Annotated in this window: 16 protein-coding genes; 12 read left to right on the forward strand and 4 right to left on the reverse strand. The window is 63.0% G+C overall.

What is annotated here, in order from left to right:
• Nucleotides 1-31: 31 nt before the first annotated feature.
• Both hcp and INP52_RS01915 read left to right on the forward strand, forming a co-directional pair.
• Nucleotides 32-1,651 carry a hydroxylamine reductase gene (gene hcp, locus INP52_RS01910; RefSeq protein WP_228478372.1) on the forward strand — a complete coding sequence of 540 codons (1,620 nt, stop codon included), beginning with the start codon at nt 32-34 and terminating at the stop codon, nt 1,649-1,651.
• A 68-nt stretch (nt 1,652-1,719) separates the two neighbouring features.
• Nucleotides 1,720-2,388 (forward strand): hypothetical protein, encoded by a 669-nt coding sequence (locus tag INP52_RS01915; protein ID WP_194371919.1) that lies wholly within the window; start codon nt 1,720-1,722, stop codon nt 2,386-2,388.
• Nucleotides 2,389-2,791: 403 nt separating this feature from the next.
• Here INP52_RS01915 and INP52_RS01920 read toward each other — a convergent pair whose 3' ends face one another.
• Complete coding sequence (locus INP52_RS01920) at nt 2,792-3,199, reverse strand: pyridoxamine 5'-phosphate oxidase family protein (RefSeq protein WP_194371921.1); 408 nt, start codon at nt 3,197-3,199, stop codon at nt 2,792-2,794.
• 177 nt (nt 3,200-3,376) lie between these two features.
• Here INP52_RS01920 and INP52_RS01925 point away from each other — a divergent pair, with 177 nt between their 5' ends.
• Nucleotides 3,377-4,636 carry an ATP-binding protein gene (locus INP52_RS01925; RefSeq protein ID WP_194371923.1) on the forward strand — a complete coding sequence of 420 codons (1,260 nt, stop codon included), beginning with the start codon at nt 3,377-3,379 and terminating at the stop codon, nt 4,634-4,636.
• Between the two features lie 79 nt (nt 4,637-4,715).
• Here INP52_RS01925 and pyk read toward each other — a convergent pair whose 3' ends face one another.
• From pyk to INP52_RS01940, 3 genes are all read right to left on the reverse strand, one after another.
• The gene (pyk, locus tag INP52_RS01930; protein ID WP_194371925.1) at nt 4,716-6,161 is read right to left on the reverse strand and encodes a pyruvate kinase; all 1,446 of its coding nucleotides are present in this window, start codon (nt 6,159-6,161) and stop codon (nt 4,716-4,718) included.
• A 52-nt stretch (nt 6,162-6,213) separates the two neighbouring features.
• The gene (locus tag INP52_RS01935; RefSeq protein WP_194371927.1) at nt 6,214-7,218 is read right to left on the reverse strand and encodes a 2-hydroxyacid dehydrogenase; all 1,005 of its coding nucleotides are present in this window, start codon (nt 7,216-7,218) and stop codon (nt 6,214-6,216) included.
• Between the two features lie 95 nt (nt 7,219-7,313).
• The gene (locus INP52_RS01940) at nt 7,314-9,083 is read right to left on the reverse strand and encodes a sigma-54-dependent transcriptional regulator (RefSeq protein ID WP_194371929.1); all 1,770 of its coding nucleotides are present in this window, start codon (nt 9,081-9,083) and stop codon (nt 7,314-7,316) included.
• A gap of 135 nt (nt 9,084-9,218) precedes the next feature.
• Between INP52_RS01940 and INP52_RS01945 the strand changes: the two genes are divergently transcribed.
• The 9 genes from INP52_RS01945 to INP52_RS01985 all read left to right on the forward strand — a co-directional run bounded on the left by INP52_RS01945 (nt 9,219) and on the right by INP52_RS01985 (nt 20,896).
• Nucleotides 9,219-10,460, forward strand: a complete 1,242-nt coding sequence (locus INP52_RS01945) for a four-carbon acid sugar kinase family protein (protein ID WP_194371931.1) — start codon at nt 9,219-9,221, stop codon at nt 10,458-10,460.
• Entirely contained in the window at nt 10,461-11,615 is a 1,155-nt protein-coding gene (locus tag INP52_RS01950) for an iron-containing alcohol dehydrogenase (RefSeq protein ID WP_194371934.1), read from the forward strand.
• 49 nt (nt 11,616-11,664) lie between these two features.
• Nucleotides 11,665-12,558, forward strand: coding sequence for a 4-hydroxy-tetrahydrodipicolinate synthase (gene dapA / locus INP52_RS01955; protein ID WP_194371936.1), 894 nt, complete (start codon nt 11,665-11,667; stop codon nt 12,556-12,558).
• Nucleotides 12,559-13,620, forward strand: a complete 1,062-nt coding sequence (pdxA, locus tag INP52_RS01960; protein ID WP_194371938.1) for a 4-hydroxythreonine-4-phosphate dehydrogenase PdxA — start codon at nt 12,559-12,561, stop codon at nt 13,618-13,620.
• Between the two features lie 129 nt (nt 13,621-13,749).
• On the forward strand, nt 13,750-15,042 hold the full coding sequence (locus INP52_RS01965) for an SLC13 family permease (protein ID WP_194371940.1): 1,293 nt from the start codon (nt 13,750-13,752) through the stop codon (nt 15,040-15,042).
• A 66-nt stretch (nt 15,043-15,108) separates the two neighbouring features.
• Nucleotides 15,109-16,272 (forward strand): sialidase family protein, encoded by a 1,164-nt coding sequence (locus INP52_RS01970; RefSeq protein ID WP_194371942.1) that lies wholly within the window; start codon nt 15,109-15,111, stop codon nt 16,270-16,272.
• Nucleotides 16,273-16,339: 67 nt separating this feature from the next.
• Nucleotides 16,340-16,828, forward strand: coding sequence for a YhcH/YjgK/YiaL family protein (locus tag INP52_RS01975; RefSeq protein WP_194371944.1), 489 nt, complete (start codon nt 16,340-16,342; stop codon nt 16,826-16,828).
• Nucleotides 16,829-16,892: 64 nt separating this feature from the next.
• Entirely contained in the window at nt 16,893-18,086 is a 1,194-nt protein-coding gene (locus tag INP52_RS01980) for an MFS transporter (protein ID WP_194371946.1), read from the forward strand.
• A gap of 128 nt (nt 18,087-18,214) precedes the next feature.
• The gene (locus INP52_RS01985; protein ID WP_194371948.1) at nt 18,215-20,896 is read left to right on the forward strand and encodes a cation-translocating P-type ATPase; all 2,682 of its coding nucleotides are present in this window, start codon (nt 18,215-18,217) and stop codon (nt 20,894-20,896) included.
• Nucleotide 20,897 lies beyond the last annotated feature (1 nt).

Raw genomic sequence — 20,897 nt, forward strand, 5'->3', positions numbered from 1 at the left:
ACACTATAGTTCCCTCGAAGCAAGGAAAACGGTGAGGGGAGCTCTTATGGTCACGCTCGACAAGATCGATGCCAGCATGTTCTGCTTCCAGTGCGAGCAGACGGCCGGATGCAGCGGCTGCACGTCCAAGGCGGGTGTCTGCGGCAAGGACAACGTCACGGCGCGGGCTCAAGACGAGCTCACCGGCGCCCTCGTGGGACTCGCTCGCGCGGCCGAGGGCAAGCCCGCCAACAGGGACGCCGCGCGTACGCTGCTCGAGGGAATGTTCACCTGCGTGACCAACGTCGACTTCGACGCTCTGGCCGTCCAGGCCGTCACAGCTCACGTGCGGGCGGTGGCCCGCGGGCTCAACGGGGACGTGGTGCCCCAGGAGTACAACCTCGACCGCCTCTGGAACGAGCCCGACGAGGACGTTCGCTCGGTCAAGTCGCTCATCTTGTTTGGCCTGCGCGGCATGGCCGCCTATGCACATCACGCCTTCGTGCTCGACTACGTTGACGACGACCTCAGCGAGCGCTTCTACGAGTGTCTGCGCGCCATCGGCTCGGACGGCACCGTGGCCGACCTTCTGCCGGTCGCGCTTTGCGTGGGCGAGGCCAACTACACCTGCATGGGGCTGCTCGACCGCGCCAACACCCAGAGCTTCGGCGCGCCCGTTCCCACCGAGGTGCCGCTCGCCGTGGAGCCTGGCCCCTTCATCGTGGTGTCCGGCCACGACCTCAAGGACCTCTCCCAGCTGCTCGACCAGACCGACGGGCGCGGCGTGAACGTCTACACGCACGGCGAGATGCTGCCGGCGCACGCCTACCCCGAGCTCAAGCGTCACCCCCAGCTCAAGGGCAACTTCGGTACCGCCTGGCAGAACCAGTGCCGGGAGTTCGACGGCATGCCCGCGCCGGTGCTCTTCACCACGAACTGCATTCAGCGTCCCCGCAAGAGCTACGCAGACCGCGTGTTCACTACGGGCCTGGTGCAGTTCCCGGGTTTGCCACACATCGAGGAGGACGCGAACGCTACCAAGGACTTCTCGGCCGTCATAGACCGTGCACTCGAGCTGGGCGGCTATGATGAGCTCGAGCGCCTCACGGGCATCAACGGCGGCGCAAGCGTGACCACGGGCTTTGGCCACGACGCAGTGCTCGGCGTGGCCGATAAGGTCATCGAGGCCGTGAAGAGCGGCGCGGTGAGCCACATCTTTCTCGTCGGCGGCTGCGACGGGGCCAAGCCGGGTCGCAACTACTACACGGAGTTCGTGGAGAAGGCGCCCAAGGACTCGCTGATTCTCACGCTCGCCTGCGGCAAGTTCCGCTTCAACGATCTCGACCTGGGCACGATCGGCGGCCTGCCGCGCATCCTTGACATGGGGCAGTGCAATGACGCCTACAGCGCTCTGGTGGTGGCCACCGCGCTCGCCAAGGCCTTCGACTGTGGCGTGAACGACCTGCCGCTCACCCTTGTGCTCTCCTGGTACGAGCAGAAGGCCGTGGCCATTCTACTCACGCTGCTCTCGCTGGGCCTCAAGGGCATCTACCTCGGGCCCACCCTGCCGGCGTTCATCTCGCCCAATGTGCTCGACACACTAGTCAAGGTCTACGACATTCGCCCGACCTCGACGCCCGATGCTGACTTGGCGATGATTCTAGGAAAGTAGGGCTTTGTGGCGGCGCTGCGGGGAGGTCTGTGCCCTGCAGCGCCCGCTCTTCGTGCTAGCATGAGCCCATGCCGAGCTGGAACATACATACCGCGCACGTCGAGAGGCTCCTGCGCCAGGAGGGTGCCCCTGCGCTCGGCGTGCGCGATCCCAACGCCTTTCTGGTGGGAAACTTCGTGCCGGACGTCTACGTGGGCTACATGGTTCCGGTGACCACGTGTCGCATCGACTACAAGATGACTCACCTCGCCGGGCGCGAACAGATCCCCCTGCCTCGGCATGACCTGTTCTGGGAGCTCTACGTCGAGGATCAGGGCGTGGTCTCAGACGTGACGCTCGGCGCCTGGGCGCACCTGGTGGCCGACCACGTCTACAACGCGCACACGCGAGCCTACCTGAGACGGCGGGGAATCGCTCCGGGCGAGGCTGCGCGCGTGGGCAAGCAAAGCGACTTTGCCCTCTTCGGACGCACCCTCAAGATTGGCATGCGCGCGTACGTGGACGATGCGCTGCTTGCGTCCTGCAAGGACTTCCCGCAGTACTCCATTGCCGAGCCTGACGTGCGTGCCGCCGTGGAGGTCGCCGACCGCATCGTGGACGACAACCGCGTGCACCAGGTGACGGGCGATCTGACCTATCGGCTGCTCACGGCCGAGTTCTTCGAGTCCGCTCGCGAGGAGACTAACGCCACCATACGTGACGGCCTGCGCGCGTACGCGGCCGGGCTCGCGGGGTAGAGTGAGGCGAAAAAAGGGCCGAGGGGACTTGTCAATAGATTCGTCGGCCCCCATCGAGTAGCAAGCCTCGCAGTGCCAGAGAATCTGCAGGTCAGAAGCCTGTCGAATTTCTCGCTACTCAGGGTACCCCGTTAAATCTATTGATAAGTCCCCTTTTGGGTTTGAGAGACGCGCGCGCCGCCTGGCTTCTCTGCTTAGGAATTGGGAGCCAGGGCACGAGCTGCATCTGTTTACTTAGGAAATCGTCCCTGTGTCGCGGACGAGACGACCGATACGTGCCTTACCCCCGGCTTCTTAAGTGCGCATCGGCGTCTACTCTGATGGTTGACCTGCTCGACAAGGGCGTTGCTCATCTGATGAGGTGGAACCTCACGGTGGTGTGGATGCCGGCCCGAGAGGTCAGCTACCCGAGGGGCTCGACCTCGTCGACGCCCAAGATCATGGTGAAAGGCGTCATGTGCGGCCACAGGGCGGCCACCTCGGCGTGCTCGGACTCATCGGGCGAGACGAGCGAGAGGCGCATGCGGACCCCGCAATGGCGCTCGGCCTTCTCGGCCGCATGAGGGCTCGCGACGTCGTAGACCAGGACGGCATGGCCCGTGCGCTCGAGGTTTTCTCGCGTGCGATTGCGTGCGAGCGTCATGACCACATGGCTGGCGTCGGGCATCATGGGCACCAAGATGGCCGCGTTGGGCGTGCCGTCCTCGTTGACTGTGGCCACGACGCTGACCCCCTCCACCGCGCGCAGGGATGCTGCGAGGGCGTCTGGCCCAAGGGTCGTGTACTTCTCGGTTGCTGCGTAGTCGCTCATGAGGGGTCCTCCTTGATTCCTCGCCGATTTTCTCACAGATGCTAGCTTGGGGAGACATTGGTGGCTGACTATCTCGTTTTAGCCTACAGGAATAGAAGTGTCCAGTATACTGAATAGAATGCTTCTTTATTTCTTATGTGTTCAGTATGCTGAGCATACGTGAAGGGAGGAAGCGTAATGCAAAGGACCAACGTCATCGAGCGCCCAACCTATCAGCGCCTCCTTGAGTCCTACCGCGAAACTGAACAGGTGAAAGTCCTTCAGGGAATTCGCCGGTGCGGAAAGTCGACCCTTATGGAGCTATTCTGTGACAGCCTTCGCGCCGGTGGCGTTGCACAAGAGAACCTCTTTTATCGGAGATTCGACATGCTGGGGATGCCTTTTGAGATGTCGGGGGAGACCCTCGTACGCGACGTCACCCAAGCGCGCGCCCACGCCAACAGAAACGAGACCTTCTACGTGTTCCTGGATGAGGTGCAGGAGGTCACTGGCTGGGAGAAGGCCGTTCGCCAGCTGCACACGGCTCCCGGCGTGGACGTATACCTTACCGGCTCGAACGCACGGATACTCTCCTCGGAGCTTGCGACGCTACTTGCGGGGCGAACCGTGACGCTTGACGTCTACCCGCTCTCGTTCACGGAGTATCTTGACTTCGTTAATACGCTCGATCACAAAGAGACTCCCTTTCCCTCCTCGGTTGACGAGCTCTTTGCGCGTTACGTGCGCTTTGGGGGAATGCCAAGCCTCTTCTCGCTCAGGACCCAAGATGAGCAGACCATCACCCGAGAGCTCTCTTCGATATTCGACACGGTGCTTTTGAATGACGTCGCAAAACGGCTTGGCATCCGCGACATCGCCTTGCTGGAGCGCCTGGTCGCGTATCTATTCAGCACGTCGGGGAACCTCTTCTCGACCCGCAAGGTGACGGGCGCTCTCACGAGCATAGGGAGAAAGGCGAGCGCAAGCACCGTGGAGTCCTATATTGCCGCTCTGAGGCAGGCGTTCATCATAAACGAGGTCTACCAGACGGGGGCGAGCGGAAAGGAGCTGCTCGCCCCGCTGCGAAAGTTCTATCCCGCCGACACTGGGCTGCGCAACTTCGCGTCCCGGTTCTCATCACAGAATCTGGGGTTTCAGCTAGAGAACGTTGTCTATCTGGAGCTCCGTAGAAGGGGCTTCTCCGTTAAGGTGGGCGTTACGGATAGAGCCGAGATTGATTTTGTGGCGCGCAAACTCGATCAAAAAACCTATGTGCAGGTGAGTCAGAGCGTGCTGTCCGAAGAGGTACGCGGGCGGGAGCTTGCGCCGCTGCGCGGCGTCGGCGACTCGTTTCCCAAGATGTTGCTCACCCTTGATCGCTTTGACCTTGGGACTACGCAGGATGGCATCCGTATAGTGAATCTCGTGGACTGGCTCCGCGAGGAGGACCCGGCATGATCAACGTTGCGGCCACCCGGGCGAGAAGAGCCCGGGTGGCCGCAACGTGCAGAGCGAGGCGAGAAGAGAAGAGAAGAGCCTACTGGACCTGCGCGATCATCGCCATGTTGGTGGAGGTGGTGTAGTCGCCCAGGCGCGGTGAGGTCTGGGGGTCGCCGGCCGTGAGGACCACGATGTCGCCGGACTCGGCGACGCCGCTTTCCTTTGCCACCGTCAGCGCGTTGTAGAGCGTGTTGGAAAGCGAGCCCTGCTCGGTCGTGCGAAAGGCGTAGACCCCCCAGTAGAAGCAGGTGCGGCGAATGCTCTCATCGCTCGGGGACATCGCGTAGAGCGGCATCTTCGGGCGAAAGTTGGAGACGAGGCGCGCGGAGCGGCCGGAGTGCGTGGGGACGAGGATGCACTTGGCGCCCACGCGGTCGGCCATCTCCACGGCGGCAAACCCCGTGGCGCCGTTCACGTTGCGCACGCCGCCCCGGTCGTAGTAGTAGTTGCCTTCGGGGAGGTACTTCTCGGTCTCCTTGCAGATCTCGGACATGGTGCGCACGGCGTCGATGGGGTACTTGCCGGCGGCCGTCTCGCCCGAGAGCATGACACAGTCGGTGCCATCGTAGACGGCGTTGGCGACGTCGGTGATCTCGGCGCGCGTGGGGCGCGGGTTGCGCTGCATGGAGTCGAGCATCTGGGTCGCCGTGATGACCGGCTTGTAGTGCTCGTTGCACTTCTTGATGATAATCTTCTGGATGTGCGGGACCTGCGCTGCGGGGACCTCGACGCCTAGGTCTCCGCGGGCGACCATGATGCCGTCGGCCGCGTGGAGAATCTCGTCGAAGTTCTTGACGCCTAGGGCGCTCTCGATCTTGGGGAAGATCTGGACGTCCGGCGTGCCCATCTCGACGCAGATCTTGCGGATCTCGTTGACGGCCGAGCCGTCGCGGATGAAGGAGGCCGCGATGGCGTCGATGCCCAGCTCGCAGCCGAACATGATGTCGGCGCGGTCCTGCGCGGTGACGGAGGGCAGGCCGATGTTGACGTTGGGGACGTTGACGCCCTTGTGCTCGCCGAGCTCGCCGCCGTTGGTGATCACGCAGTGCATGTCGGTGCCCACGACGTGATCGACTTCGAGGCCGATGAGGCCGTCGTCGATCAGGATGACGGAGCCCTTCTCGACCTCGTTGGGAAGGTTCTTGTAGTCGAGCGAGAAGCGCCCGGCGGTGCCCACGACGTCGTCGTCGGTGGTCACGATGCAGGACTTGCCCGTCTCGAGCGTGACCTTCTGGCCGTCCTTGAGGACGCCGGTGCGGACCTCGGGGCCCTTGGTGTCGAGCAGGATCGCGACGGGAATGGCGAGCTCCTTGGAGAGCGAGCGGACCTTCTCGATCATCGTGCGGTGATACTCGTGGCTGCCGTGCGAGAAGTTGAAGCGCGCGACGTTCATGCCATGCAGGATGAGCTGGCGCAGCACCTCTTCGTCCTCGGTCGATGGACCCATCGTGCACACGATCTTGGTCTTCTTGCTGAATGCCATCTATACCTCTCTCTATCTAGGAAACGCCGAGAAGACGTCAAAGCTAGCCGGGCTAGCAGACGACGCTCCTCTCGACGAAGTCGGTGCCGTTGGCAAGAGCCTGGGCGTTGTCGAGCGTGACACGCGCGATCTGCGCTAGGGCCTCGTGGGTGAAGAACGCCTGGTGGCTGGTCATCACCACGTTGGGGAAGGAGCACAGGCGGGCCGTGACGGAGTCGATGACCTCGCCGGCGCGGTTCTGGTAGACATTCGGGCTCTCCTCATCGTAGACGTCCAGGCCTGCCGCTCCAATCTTGCCTGATAGGATACCGCGAATGAGGGCCTGGGTGTCGACGAGACCCCCTCGTCCCGTGTTCACGAAGATGACACCATCCTTCATCTGGGCGATGGACTCGTCGTTGATCATGTGGCGGCTCTCGTCGTTTAGGAAGGCGTGCAGCGAGATGAGGTCGCTGCGACGGTAGAGCTCGTCGTACTTCACGTACTCGTCTACGACGTGCTCCTCGTCAACGAGCCGCTGGTTGGGGTAGAGGTCAGCGCCCAGGACCGTCATGCCGAAGCCCTTGCAGATGCGGCAGAGGGCCGCGCCGATGCGCCCGGTGCCCACGATGCCGGCGGTCTTGCCAAAGAGGGTCTCGCCGACGAGCCCCGAGAGGCTGAAGTCGTTCTCGCGGACGCGCAGGTAGCCCTTGTGGATGCGGCGGTTGGCGCACAGGGCCAGGCCCATGGCGTGCTCGGCTATGGCCTCCGGCGAGTAGGCGGGGACGCGCGTGACGTGAATGCCCAGATCGGTGGCCACAGGGACGTTGACGACGTCGTAGCCGGCGCAGCGCATGAGGATGAGCTTGACGCCAAAGCCGGCCAGGATCTCGAGGGTCATGGCGCCCACGTCGGCGTTGACGAAGGCACAGACGCTGTCGTAGCCGCGAGCCAGCGCCGCCGTCATGGGCGTGAGGTTCGACTCGATGAAGTCGATCTGGATGGTGGGGTAGTCGGCGAGCTCCCGTGTGAAGGAGTCCTTGTCGTAGCTGGCGGTTCCATAGAAAAGAATCTTCATTCGGCGGTCCTTTCCCGTGAGCGTGGGTTCACGCGAGGTTATGTGCATCATCCTAGTTTAGTGCAGATGAGGCGTGCTTTTGTCGGCCATGGCACCTACTCTCGGAGCATGCGCCAGATGGTCGTCCGGCTTATGCCCAGGGTCTGGGCCGCCTTGGTCTGGTTGCCGTCGTAGCGCTTCACGACCAGCCGCACGACGTCGCGCTCAACGTCCTTGAGCGGTCGCAGGAGGTCCAGCCGGGCGGCGTCCGCCTCGCTGCCCAGCGAGGCGGAGCGTACGACGCCCTCGCGTTCGAAGGCCGAGCGGACGTCGGCGGCGCGCAGCTCCCCCTCCCCCACCTGCGCCCTGGCCTGCCTGAGCACCCGGCTGAACTCGACGTAGTTGCCTGGCCAGGGGTGCCGGGCGAGCAGCTCCATGGCCTCGTCGGTCACGAGAGGCGCCCGCTCGCCGACCGCATGTGCAAGATGGTCGAGGTAGCGGCTTACCGTGCTGCGCAGGCTCTGACGGCGGCTCAGAGGGGGAATGGCGAGGACGTGGCAGTGCAGATGCTCGTCGAGGAGGGCCCTCGCGTCAGCGCGACCAACGCCCTGCGGACCTGCTGCCGAGATGATCACACGGTTGCGCTCGGTGACGCCCATGCGCGACACGACCTCGACAAGCTCGCGGAGCCTCTTCGCGGAGAGCTCGTGGACGGCCCTGAGGTAGAGCGTCTGGTCGGACTCGTAGAGCGGGGAGTGGTGCGAGTTCATGAGGTGCTCCCAACTCTTGTCGACGAGCATCGAGCAATCGACGACGACGTAGGGGCGCATGCCCCAGCTTCCGCTCAGGTAGAGCAGGGCCGCCACCTGCGACACGCCGCAACCGGGCTTGCCCTCGAGAAGGACGGGCAGCCCGCTCTTGCCGGCTTGCGCGATGTCCGCGGCCAGCTCGTCTCCGGCGCCCACGAGGTGAAAGACGCTCTCGTGATAGGCGCGGTCGACCTCGTCGCGGTTCTTGTACTCGATTCCCACGAGGCTCTCCTTGAGGGGGGCGTTGGCCGTGGTGACGTTGAACGCTATGAGATTCTCCCCGTCCTCACCCACGTGGACGCGACTCAAACGAAAGACCTGACGGCCCCTTCGCAGAGCGAGGCTGCCCGCCTCCTCCCCCTCGAGGTGGCCACGCATGAAGGAGAGCAGCTCCGTTCGCGAGCTAATGAGATTGCAGTACACGAGCTTTCCGGAGGACGAGAAGATCGCGATGCGCGCTGGCTGGTTCTTGACGAGCTTCCAGAGCGCGCGGTTACGCAGCCTCAGCTCATGCGTTTGTCGGCAGAGGAAGAGCGCCCGGTCGAGGGCCGTCGACACGCTCTCGGGACCCGAGGAGAGCAGGTGGGCGTCGATTCCCGTGGACAGGCAGCGCCGATAGGTGAACGTGTCGCAGAGCACGACCTCGTAGGCGCCCTCGACGACGTCCTGCAGGACGAGGGGGAGCTCGTCCTCGAACGAGATGCCAAAGATGTCGATGTCGAAGTCCGAGAAGTCCACGTACTGCTCGATGGCGTCGAGCGCGTTCGAGAATCCGACGATGGCCGTCTTCTTGCCGGAGGGGTTGTGGACGAGCAGAGCTGCGAGGAGGTCGGCCGTCGAGATGCCCACCTCGATCACGGGGACCGAGAACTCCTCCTCAAGCAGCTGAGCGGTGCCGCCGCGTGAGATGACCACGTCAAAGTCCGCCTCAAAGCTTCCGAGCGCGGCCGCGAGCCCCTCGGAGAGGTCTCCCTCGTGGATGGTGACGCTGAACTCGGGATAGTCCGGGGCGACCTCGGCTGCCACGGCGGCGAGCTGCGGGTTGGGCGCTATGAACAGTGCTCCAAAGGTGGCCACAAATCTTCCTACTGTTTTTATCTGAAACACTGAGTCGATGAAATACGTTTCAAATAATAACACTTTAGGAGATTTGTAGAGATGCCAGGGACAGGGGGCTCGTCGTAGGATTCATCACAGGAAGGAGAGGGCTGTATGGCAAAGACGATGCTCATAGCGGACGATCTCACGGGCGCGCTCGACGCCGGCGTGTGCCTTCTGTCTGCTGACGTGCTCGTTGCGGTGTCTCCCGAGAAGATAGATAGTACGGCAATCGCCCAGGCACCCTCGGTCCTGTCGATAAACGCCGACACGCGTCATCTGGACGCCCGTCACGCCTATGAGCGCGTGCATGCGCTCGTGCGCATGGCTCGTGCGGCCGACGTGGAGCTTCTCTTCAAGAAGACCGACTCTGCGCTCAGGGGCAACATCGGTGCTGAACTTGCTGCCTTTCTCGACGCATCGGGCGCGTCCCGGCTCCACTTCATCCCGGCCCTGCCCGAGATGGGCAGGACCACCGTGGACGGCGTCCATCTCATAGGGGGCGTCCCCGTGAGCGAGAGCCCCTTTGGCGCCGACCCGTTCAACCCCGTGACCTTCGATCGCGTGAGCCAGATCATTCGTGCCCAGACCGACCTGCCCGTGACGCTCGTCTCCGAGGGGCAGCCGGTGCCCGTGGATGGTCGCGGCATCGTGGTCTACGACGCCACGACCCCCGCGTCCGTGAGCCGTCGCGTGTCCGAGCTCATGGAGCGCGGGGAGGGTGGTCTTCTCGCTGGCTGCTCCGGGGCGGCCCAGGCCGTTGCCCAGGCGCTCGACCTGAGTGCCCCCGTTCTCGAGGGCGACTCCACGAAGGGCAACCTGCTCGTGGCCTGCGGCTCCATCAACCGCGTCTCGGCCGATCAGTGCGCCTATGCCGCAGCCCAGGGGGCGAGCGTCCTACACGTTGACAGAGACGCAAAGTGCGAGGCCTCATGGGGCGAGGGCCCGGAGGGCGCCGCGTTCGTCGAGTGCGCCGTGGACTCGTGGGCCCACCACTCGCTCACGGTGCTCGACGGAAGCGACCTGGAGGACCTGAGCGGCATCATTCCAAAGGCCGCCGACGTGCGCCAGGTCGTCTCCGACAACTTCGGGGAGCTGCTCGTGCGCGTGTGTCGCCGGCACGTCTGTGGTCGGGTGCTCGTCACGGGCGGCGACGTGCTCGCGAGCTTTTTGCGCGCGGCTGGCGTCGACGTCGTGCGGCCCCTGGGCCAGATTGTTCCCGGGGTCGTGGGCTTCGAGATGGAGTGGGGAGCCCGCCCGCTCGTTATCGCATCCAAATCGGGCGGGTTCGGTTCCCAGAGCCTGTTCGTAGACATGGCGGCTGCGGCCGCCCCAACAGGAGGAGTGATGATCTAGATGCTGAGTTCGTATTCGCTGAGGCTTCCGAAGGTCGTCTTTGCCGGCGAGCATGCGACCGAGAAGATCGCGGGGATCGTGGGCGAGCTGGGAGCCACGCAGGCCGTCCTCTTCACCGACGCGGGACTGCGCAAGATCGGCATCGCCGACGCCGCCTGCGCCGCTCTCGAGCAGACCGGCTGCAAGGTCTCCATCATCGACGACATCCCCGCCGAGCCCACCTATGCTGCCGTCCAGCATGCGGTCGACGAGCTCAAGAGGCTTGGCGCCGATGTGATCGTGGGCGTGGGCGGCGGGTCGGTCATGGACACCGCCAAGCTCGCGAGCGTGGCTGCCACGGACGCCTACAGCGTCCATGACCTTCTCGCCGATCCCTCCCAGGTGTCCAAGCAGCTTCCCACCATCATGGTCCCCACCACGGCCGGGACCGGTGCCGAGGCCACACCCAACGCCATCGTGGCCGTGCCCGAGGAGGAGCTCAAGGTGGGCATCGTGAGCGACGCCCTGATCTCCGACTACGTGATTCTGGACGCGGACATGATTAAGAACCTCCCGCGTCCCATCGCCGCCTCAACGGGCATCGACGCCCTGTGCCATGCTATCGAGTGCTACACGAGCACCAAGGCAAACCCCTTCAGCGACACCTTCGCTCTGGAGGCCTTCGACCTTATCGTCAACAACATCGAGTGCGCCTGCGACGACCCGGAGGCCATGGACGCCAAGCGTGCCATGCAGGTCGCGAGCTTCTATGCGGGCATCGCCATCACGTCCTCGGGGACCACGGCGGTCCATGCGCTGTCCTATCCCCTGGGCGGAAAGTACCACGTGGCCCATGGCGTCTCCAACGCCATCCTGCTCATGCCCGTCATGCATTTCAACGAGCCCGTCATCCGCGGACGTCTGGCGGCCGCCTACGACCGTGCCATCACGGGAGATGCGACCACGGACGAGCAGAAGAGCGCCGCGGTCATCGAGCGCATGGACCAGATCGTGCGCCATCTCGACATTCCCAAGAAGCTTGACGAGCTGGGCATCCATGACGTGCCCGTCGACGAGCTGGCCAAGGCGGGCATGAAGGTCACGCGTCTGCTCTCCAACAACATGCGCGAGGTCACCTACGAGGACGCCAAGGCCATCTACCAGCAGGTCATGTAGGAAAAAAAGACGGACAACGCCGGAGATCCGGCTGAGAGGAAGGAACAGTATGGCTGAGCTCAAAGGTATCGTCGTTCCCATCGTGACGCCCATGAACGAGGACGAGTCACTCAACCTGGAGGAGCTGCGTCGCCAGGTCGACCGCCAGATCGAGGCGGGCATCCACGGCATCTTCCCCTTTGGCACCAACGGCGAGGGCTACATCCTCACGGGCGCGGAGAAGAAGCAGGTCCTGGAGACGGTGATCGACCAGGTCGCAGGGCGCGTGCCCGTCTACGCGGGAACCGGCTGCATCTCCACCAGGCAGACCATCGAGCAGTGCAAGATGGCGCAGGCCGCCGGCGCGGACATCCTCTCGGTCATCACGCCGTGGTTCGCCAAGGCGAGCCAGCACGAGCTCATCGTCCACTACGAGACCGTGGCGGCCGCCGTGAAGACGCCGATCGTGCTCTATAACATCCCGGCGCGCACGGGCAACGCCCTCGAGCCCCAGACCGTCGTCGAGCTCGCCAAGGTCGACAACATCGTGGGCGCCAAGGACTCCTCGGGCGACTGGGACAACCTCTCTGCCTACATCGAGCTCACCAAGGACATGGACTTCGGTGTCCTCTCCGGCAACGACGCCCTCATCCTCAAGGCGCTCAAGGCCGGCGCCAAGGGGGCCATCGCGGGCTGTGCCAACGTCTACCCTCAGAACATGGTGGGCATCTACGAGAACTGGGCCAAGGGCGACCTTGCGGCGGCCGAGAAGTGCCAGGAGGCGGTGGGCCCGCTGCGCGGCTGCTTCAAGTACGGCAATCCCAACACCGTGGTGAAGACGGCCGTGAACCTTCTGGGCTATCCGGTGGGGAAGTGCCGCGCGCCGTTCAACTACCTCTGTGACGAGGGCGTCTCCGAGCTCAAGGCGACGCTTGCCTCTGATCGCGAGAAGGGAATGCGCTAAATGGCTGACGCGCGCCCCATAGTCGCCATCACCATGGGCGACCCGGCCGGCAACGGGCCGGAGATTACCGTCAAGGCGCTCACCGACCCCTCGCTCTACGATCGATGCCGCCCGCTCGTGGTGGGCGACGCCAAGATGATCGAGCAGGCCACGGGCTTCGTGCAGCATCCTGAGGTGCGCGTGAGAGCGGTCTCCCGCGTGGAGGAGGCGCGCTTCGAAGCGGGCACGATTGACGTCTATCATCTTGATCTCATCGAGGACGCCTCCGCGTTCAAGCTCGGCGAGGTCTCCGTGGAGGGGGGCAATGCCGCCTTCCAGAGCGTCAAGAAGACGATCGAGCTGGCCCTCGCGGGCGAGGTCGACGCCACCGTCACCAACGCCCTCAACAAGGAGGCCATGAACCTGGCGCTCGCGCCCCAGGGCCTTCACTTTGACGGCCACACCGAGATCTACGCCACGTACACGCACACCAAGAAGTACGCGATGATGCTCGCCCACCACGACTTCCGGGTGGTTCACGTCTCGACGCACTGCTCGCTGCGCGAGGCCTGCGCGCGCGTGAAGACCCCGCGCGTGCTGGAGGTCATCCGCCTGGGGTGGCAGGCCTGCCGCGACCTGGGCATCGAGAACCCCAAGGTGGCGGTGGCCGGCCTCAACCCGCACGCCGGCGAGAACGGGCTGTTTGGGACCGAGGAGATCGACGAGATCATTCCCGCCATCCAGCTTGCCCAGGCGGAAGGCATCGACGCCGTAGGTCCGTGTCCGCCGGACACCGTCTTCTCCCAGTTGCACGGCGGCTGGTACGACATCGTCGTCTGCATGTACCACGACCAGGGCCACATTCCCACCAAGCTGCTGGGCTTCGTCTACGACCGTGAGGAGAAAGGATGGAAGGCCGTGGAGGGCGTCAACGTTACGCTCGGTCTGCCCATCATCCGCACGTCCGTGGATCACGGTACGGGGTTTGACCTTGTAGGCAAGGGCACGTCAAATGAGCTCTCGCTGGTGAACGCCATCGACTACGCGCTCAGGATGGCCGCGGGGAGGCAGTCAAAGAAGTAACACTACGGAGTGGCTCTGCGGCCGACCAGAGGACTGGCCGCCTACAAAAGCGTGAGAAGCGACGGGGAGAGGCCCCGCCGTAGGGATTCGCTGTCAAAGTGCAGCGAACTAAGAAGAAAGGAGAAAAGAATGACCACCGCGATGGTTCTGTCGCTTGTCGTTCTTGTCGCCATGATTGTTATGATCATGTTCGACGTCCTCCCTTTTGGCATGCCACCTATTGCGTGCTGCATCCTTATTGTGCTGTTTGGCCTGGGCGGTGATAAACCCGTTCAGTATGCCTTCGCCGGCTTTACGAACTCCACCGTGTGGATGCTTGCGTTCTTCATGGTCATCCTTGCCGCCATTCAGAAGACGCAGATGATTACCAAGGTGAAGGATGCCATGACCGCGCTCGTGGAGAAAGGCGGCTTCAAGAGCTACGTCCTCCTACTCATCGTGGTCATGCTAGGTGCCTCCATATTGGGTATGGGTTCTACAGCGTTTTACGTGCTCATCTTTTCGCTAGTGGTTACCATGCCTTATAACGAAAAGCTGCCAAGTTCCAAGCTCGTGCTGCCGCTCGGCATTGCATCGAACCACCCTCTCATTCCCATCAATGTGGCATTGCAGTATGGGGTGGCCGTCTCGGTGCTCTCCGCTGCAGGTCTTGCTGAGGGAATCTCGATGTTTCAGTTTGCCATCGTAACGTTCTTCCTCTCCGCGGGATTTCTTCTGTGGGCGATTGTTGGATATAAGTTCCTGCCAAGCCACCCCGTGGCAGAGCCTACTGTCGAGAATGCCAAGGCACTCTCCGGCGAGGGTCCCGCGAAGCTTCCGGCGTGGAAGGAATGGACCACTATCCTCTCCTTTGTCATTGCCATCGTGGCTATGATGATGGTCGACACCCTGGGTGACCTCGCTTATATGATTCCTGGCGTCTGCGCTTTCATCATGCTGCTCATCAAGGTGATTGACTTCACCGAGATGCGTGACAACCTGTTCTCGCCTATCATTCTCATGACGGCCGGCGTCATCCCCGTAGCTAACTGTCTTGCCGACTCTGGCCTCACCACGCTCGTGGGCAACACGGTGGCGGCGGCTATGGGCACTTCCATTCCGCCATTCATTCTGCTGCTTATCTTTACGGTGCTCACCTCCACCTTTGCCTGCTTCACGGGTTCTCAGGTTGGCATCGTAATGATCTTTGCTCCGCTGGCCATTGCCGTGTGCCAGGGTCTTGGATATAACCCGATGGCTGCTTGCGTGGCCGTTACCCTCTCTGGCTGGGCGGGCCATTACATGCCCATTGACGGCCTTCCGGCTATGGCCTTTGGCATGGGCAAGTACACGATGATCGAGTTCTGGAAGTTCACGATTCCCCAGTATGTCATCCGGCTGCTCTTTCTGTGCGCTGGCGCGATTATCGTGTTCCCGATGTAGCTTTTCGAGGCATTCCGTCATTCGTGATGGGGTGTCTCTCTTATTTCCACGTATAGAGGAGGTGTCATGTCAATGAAAACGCTGCAAGGTCTTACACCTGACGGACAGATTTACTACGACGAGGAGATGCGTCTTACCGAGGCCATGCTGCCGCCTGGCCCCTGGACATCGGCTCATGGACCGGCTCTTCTTGAAACGGCGCGGGGCACGCTCTTATGCTGCTGGTTCGCGGGGACCTTCGAGGGGGACACCGACATTAACATCGTGGTGTCGCGCTTGGAGAAAGGTAATGAGCGATGGAGCGAGCCGTCAAACATCTCCTGTGACACTGACTTTTCTGATCAGAACCCCTCGCTCTTCTCTGCGCCGGACGGTGACATCTGGGCGATGTACACTTCTCAGCTTGGTCGCCAGCCGGGCAAGGACAACATGCAGTACACCTCGGTGGTCAAGTGTCAGGTAAGCCATGATGACGGCCTTACCTGGGACGATCCTACGATTATGTTCGCAGATCCGGGGACCTTCGCACGCCAGCCCATCCAGATTCTCTCCAACGGGCGTTGGATCTTTGGCAACTGGATGTGCACGGACAATTCCAAGCTGGGTCTTTCGGGTGATCCCTCCGCGTTTCAAGTCTCTGATGACGCGGGAAAGACCTGGCGGCGCGTCGACGTGCCCGGGTCAGCGGGGCGCGTCCATCCCAACGTGATAGAACTTGATGGCGGATACCTCGTCGCCTTTATGCGCTCGCGTGAGGCCGACTGGATTTATCGGAGCGAGTCGTCTGACTGGGGAGATATCTGGAGCGAGCCCGTACCCACTCCGCTTCCCAACAACAATTCATCCATCAGCGCCCTTCGTCTGACAAGTGGGCGCGTGGCCGTGGCCTACAATCACTCAAGCGCGCCGCGGGCGTACGGACAAAAGGGAGCCTGGCCTGGACTGCGCTGCCCGGTCTCGATAGCCCTGTCCGAAGACGGCGGCCACACGTTTCCCCTCATTCGTCACATCGAGCGCGGCGAAGGCTATGTGGGCGATGAGAACCGTGCGAGCAATCGCCAGTACGAGTATCCCTATCTCATGCAAGCGAGCGACGGCATGCTGCATCTTGCCTATGCCTATCAGACGAGGCGCGGCGTCAAGTGGGTGACGCTTTCAGAGGAAGACGTCATGGGAGCCGTGCGAGGAGAGAGTACGTACAACCCCACATCGGGTGAAGGCTGCCGATAGAGCGTCTTCATCCTCATAAAGCAACGAGGACAACTCCGCGCTCGCGCGGCAGGAGAAAGGATACGACATGATTTACGACGGACTGGGTGCCATCGGCCTCTACCGTGGCCTCACCAAGGGGCTCGACGTACTTATCGACTGGCTCTCTCAAAACGATCCCACGGAGCTGCCCCTGGGCATTACCGAGATTGACGGGAAACGCGTCTTTGCCAACGTCATGAATGCCAAGACGAGGGCGTTTGAGGACGCTCGCTTTGAGACGCATCGCAAGTATATGGACGTGCAGATCGACCTTGAGGGTGCTGAGCGTTTCAAGACCACCCCAGGTGTCACGGTGGCTGCTGGTGAGTTCGATGTGGCAAGTGACAAGGGCTACTGTCATGGGTCGCCGGACAATGACGACCTGCTCGACGGAACGCTCGAGGATAAGCACTTCGTGGTCTTCATGGTTGGTGAGCCGCATATGCCCAACCTCGTCACCGAGGGGGCTGAGGTTGGCCCTCTCAAGAAAATTTGCTTCAAGGTCGTGTCTGACGCGTTCTGGGGCGAGGTCTAGATGCTAACCAGAGGCCCGTCACGCCTTTTTGACGAGACGGGCCTCTGTGGCTAGGAGTGCGCCAGTGGGCATTCATGGTATCAAGGGAGCATCGGACGTTGCCATCATCTTGGCGGCAAGCTTCTTCTATCTTGCGAGCCCCATGCTTGTGAACCCGCTCATCACAGGATTCGCGGGGACGCTTGGTGTGGGTGTGGCGATTACGGGCCTTATAGGGGGTCTCATGAACCTCTGCTCCCTCGTTGTGCGGCCCCTTGCGGGAAATCTGTCCGACCTCAAGAATCGTCGAGCGCTCTCCTCTGTGGGCGCGGGCCTCATGGCACTCACCTGCGGCGGCTATGCGCTCGCCACCAGTCCGGTCCAGGTAGCGATCTTGCGCGTGGGCAACGGCGTGGGATACTCGCTTTGCTCGGTATGCATGTTCACGTGGTTTGCGAGTCTGCTCCCCGCTGAGAGGATTGGCTCGGGCACGGGGCTCTTTGGCATGATGAACGCACTCGGCATGGCCGTGGGCCCCGCCTTGGGCATTGCGGTGCAGGGGGCTTTTGGCTATCGACCCGCGCTCGCCTGCGCAGGCGTGCTCGCGGGTGCGTGCGTGCTGCTCGTGCAGTTCGTGGGCGACTCGGGCGAGCCCTCACGATCTGTTACGGGGGCTGGACCACGAAGAAGTGTGCGACTGCTCGATGTGCGTGTTGTCCCCGTGGCGCTTATCGTTACCCTCTTTACGATTCCCTACACCGCGACGCAGTCGTTCATCGTCAGCTATGCTGCCGCGCGGGATGCGAGACTCATGATGAGCGCCTTCTTTCCGACGTATGCCGTGTCCCTTCTCGCTCTGCGCTTCCTCTTGAGAAGGTGGTTTGACACGGTGGGCTTTGGGAGGTTTCTCGTGGCGGCCTCGATCTCGGCACTCGGATCGTTCGCGCTGCTATGGAGACTTGGGGGCAATGCGGCCCTGCTCGTGGCAGCTGCCCTCATGGCTGGCGGCTACGGCATCATGTGCTCGGCATGCCAGGCCGGGGCGGTGCGCATAGCGGGCAAAGAACATGCCGGACTTGCCAACAGCACCTATTACATGGGACTCGACCTGGGGATGGCATCCGGGCCCATGATAGGGGGCGCTCTTATCGAGTCCTTGGGCATGCCCGCTCTTTACCCTGCGCTTGCAGTCTGCGTTCCCATGGCGGTGACGGTGTGGCTCGTGGCACGCCGGTCGCTGTTTGTCACGCAATCGAGAAGAGACGGGAGGGCCACGTAGGGTACCATTACACACGTCAGTGCAAAGGCGCCCGGTATGGCAGCCTTGGTGAGCCCTTGCCCCTCCTGGGGAATTATGATCGGGCATCAATCTGCCGGGCGGACTGAAACCCAGGAGGAGAGGAACACGTGAAAGAGTATCTAGCAACAGCTGTCGACGTCCTCGACGAGCTTGGCTCCCGCGAGGAGTCCGGTCTGAGCGCAGACGAGGCGGCGCAGCGCCTGGCAAAGGACGGACCCAACAAGCTCGACGAGGAGAAGAAGACTCCGCTGTGGGTCCGCTTCTTCCAGCAGATGGCCGACCCGATGGTCATCATGCTTCTCGTGGCCGCCGCCATCTCGGCCATCACCAGCGCCGTCCAGGGAGAGATGGACATCGCCGAGGTCGCGATCATCCTCTTCGTCGTCGTCATTAACTCGGTGCTCGGCGTCGTGCAGGAGGCTAAGAGCGAGGAGGCCCTCGAGGCGCTGCAGCAGATGAGCGCGGCGCAGTCCAGGGTCGTGCGCGACGGCAAGACGGTGCACCTGCCCAGCTCGGAGCTCGTCGTGGGAGACGTGATCCTGCTCGAGGCGGGTGACTCGGTCCCGGCCGACTGCCGCGTGCTCGAGAGCGCGTCGATGAAGATCGAGGAGGCCGCCCTCACGGGTGAGTCCGTGCCCGTCGAGAAGCACGCCAACGCCATCTCCCTGCCCGCCGAGTCCGACGACGTGGCCCTGGGCGATCGCAAGAACATGTGTTACATGGGCTCCACCGTGGTCTACGGCCGCGGGCGCGCCGTGGTGGCGGGCACCGGCATGGACACCGAGATGGGCAAGATCGCCGGCGCCCTGTCCGAGGCAAAGGAGGAGCTCACGCCGCTGCAGGTCAAGCTCGCGGAGCTTTCTCGGATTCTCACCATCATGGTGGTCATCATCTGCGCGGTTGTCTTCGTGGTGGACCTCGTCCGCCACGGCTCAGCCATGCTCGCGCAGCCCAAGCTGATCCTGGACACCTTCATGGTGGCCGTCTCGCTGGCCGTTGCCGCCATCCCCGAGGGCCTGGTCGCCGTGGTGACCATCGTGCTGTCCCTTGGCGTCACCAAGATGGCCAAGCGTCAGGCCATCGTCCGCAAGCTCTCCGCCGTGGAGACGCTCGGCTGCACGCAGATTATCTGCTCGGACAAGACCGGCACCCTCACTCAGAACAAGATGACCGTCGTGAGGCATGCCGCCGAGGACGTGGAGGAGCACGTGCGCGCGATGGCGCTGTGCTCCGACGCCAAGTGGGACGTCGAGGCCGGCGTGGCCGTGGGCGAGCCTACCGAGGCGGCCCTGGTGGCGGATGCCGCCAAGGAGGGTCAGCCCAAGAGCGATCTGGACGACGAGTACCGGCGCATCGACGAGGCTCCGTTCGACTCGGGTCGCAAGATGATGTCCGTGGTGTGCGAGACTCCCTCCGATCGCATCGTCCAGTACACCAAGGGAGCGCCTGACGAGGTCCTCAAGCGCTGCACCAAGATTCGCCAGTCCGACGGCGTGGTCGAGCTCACCGACGAGATGCGCGAGGAGGTCCTGTCCCAGAACAAGGGCATGGCCGACGACGCCCTGCGCGTGTTGGCCTCCGCCGAGCGCGCGTGGGATCAGGTGCCCAGCTCCAATGATGCGGCCTTTCTCGAGCAGGACCTCACCTACCTGGGCCTGTCCGGCATGATTGATCCGGTGCGCCCGGAGGTCGGCCCGGCCATCAAGGAGGCTCACGAGGCCGGCATCAGCACGATCATGATCACGGGCGACCACATCGACACGGCCGTGGCCATTGCCGCTACGCTGGGCATCATCGACGACCGCTCCGAGGCCATCACGGGCGCCGAGCTCGACAGGATGTCCGACGAGGAGTTCGACCGCAACCTCGAGCGCTACGGCGTGTACGCGCGCGTGCAGCCCGAGCACAAGACGCGCATCGTCGAGGCGTGGAAGGCCAGGGGCCAGATCGTGGCCATGACCGGAGACGGCGTGAACGACGCCCCCTCCATCAAGCGCGCCGACATCGGCGTGGGCATGGGCATCACGGGCACCGACGTCACCAAGAACGTGGCCGACATGGTCCTCGCCGACGACAACTTCGCCACGATCATCGGTGCGGTCGAAGAGGGCCGTCGCATCTACGACAACATCCGCAAGTTCATCCAGTTCCTGCTCTCCGCGAACCTCGCCGAGGTCTTCTCGGTGTTCATCGCCACGGTGATCGGGTTCACCATCTTCCAGCCGGTCCAGCTGCTGTGGATCAACCTCATCACGGACCTCTTCCCGGCCCTGGCCCTGGGGATGGAGGACGCCGAGGGCGACGTCATGAAGCGCAAGCCGCGCAACGCCTCCGATGGCGTCTTCGCCGGCGGCATGGGCCTGGACTGCGTGGTCCAGGGGCTCGTCATCACGGCGCTCGTGCTCGCCTCGTTCTTCGTGGGCGTCTACTTTGACATGGGCTACATTCACATCGCCGACATGATCGCGGGCAACGCGGACGAGGAGGGCGTCACCATGGCGTTCATCACGCTCTCCATGGTCGAGATCTTCCACTGTTTCAACATGCGCAGCCGCCGTGCCTCGCTGTTCACCATGAAGAAGCAGAACAAGTGGCTGTGGGCGGCGGCGCTTCTCGCGCTCGTGCTCACGGTGGTCGTCGTCGAGGTCGATCCCCTGGCCCAGATGTTCGGCTTCGTGCCGCTGCCAGGCGAGGCCATGGCATGGGCGCTGGTGCTGGCGTTCCTGATCATCCCACTCATGGAGGTCTACAAGGCCATCATGCGCCGGGTCGAGAAGGACCAGAGCTAGG

Origin of the sequence: Thermophilibacter immobilis, from assembly GCF_015277515.1 — a bacterium.
Taxonomy (GTDB): Bacteria; Actinomycetota; Coriobacteriia; order Coriobacteriales; family Atopobiaceae; genus Thermophilibacter; species Thermophilibacter immobilis.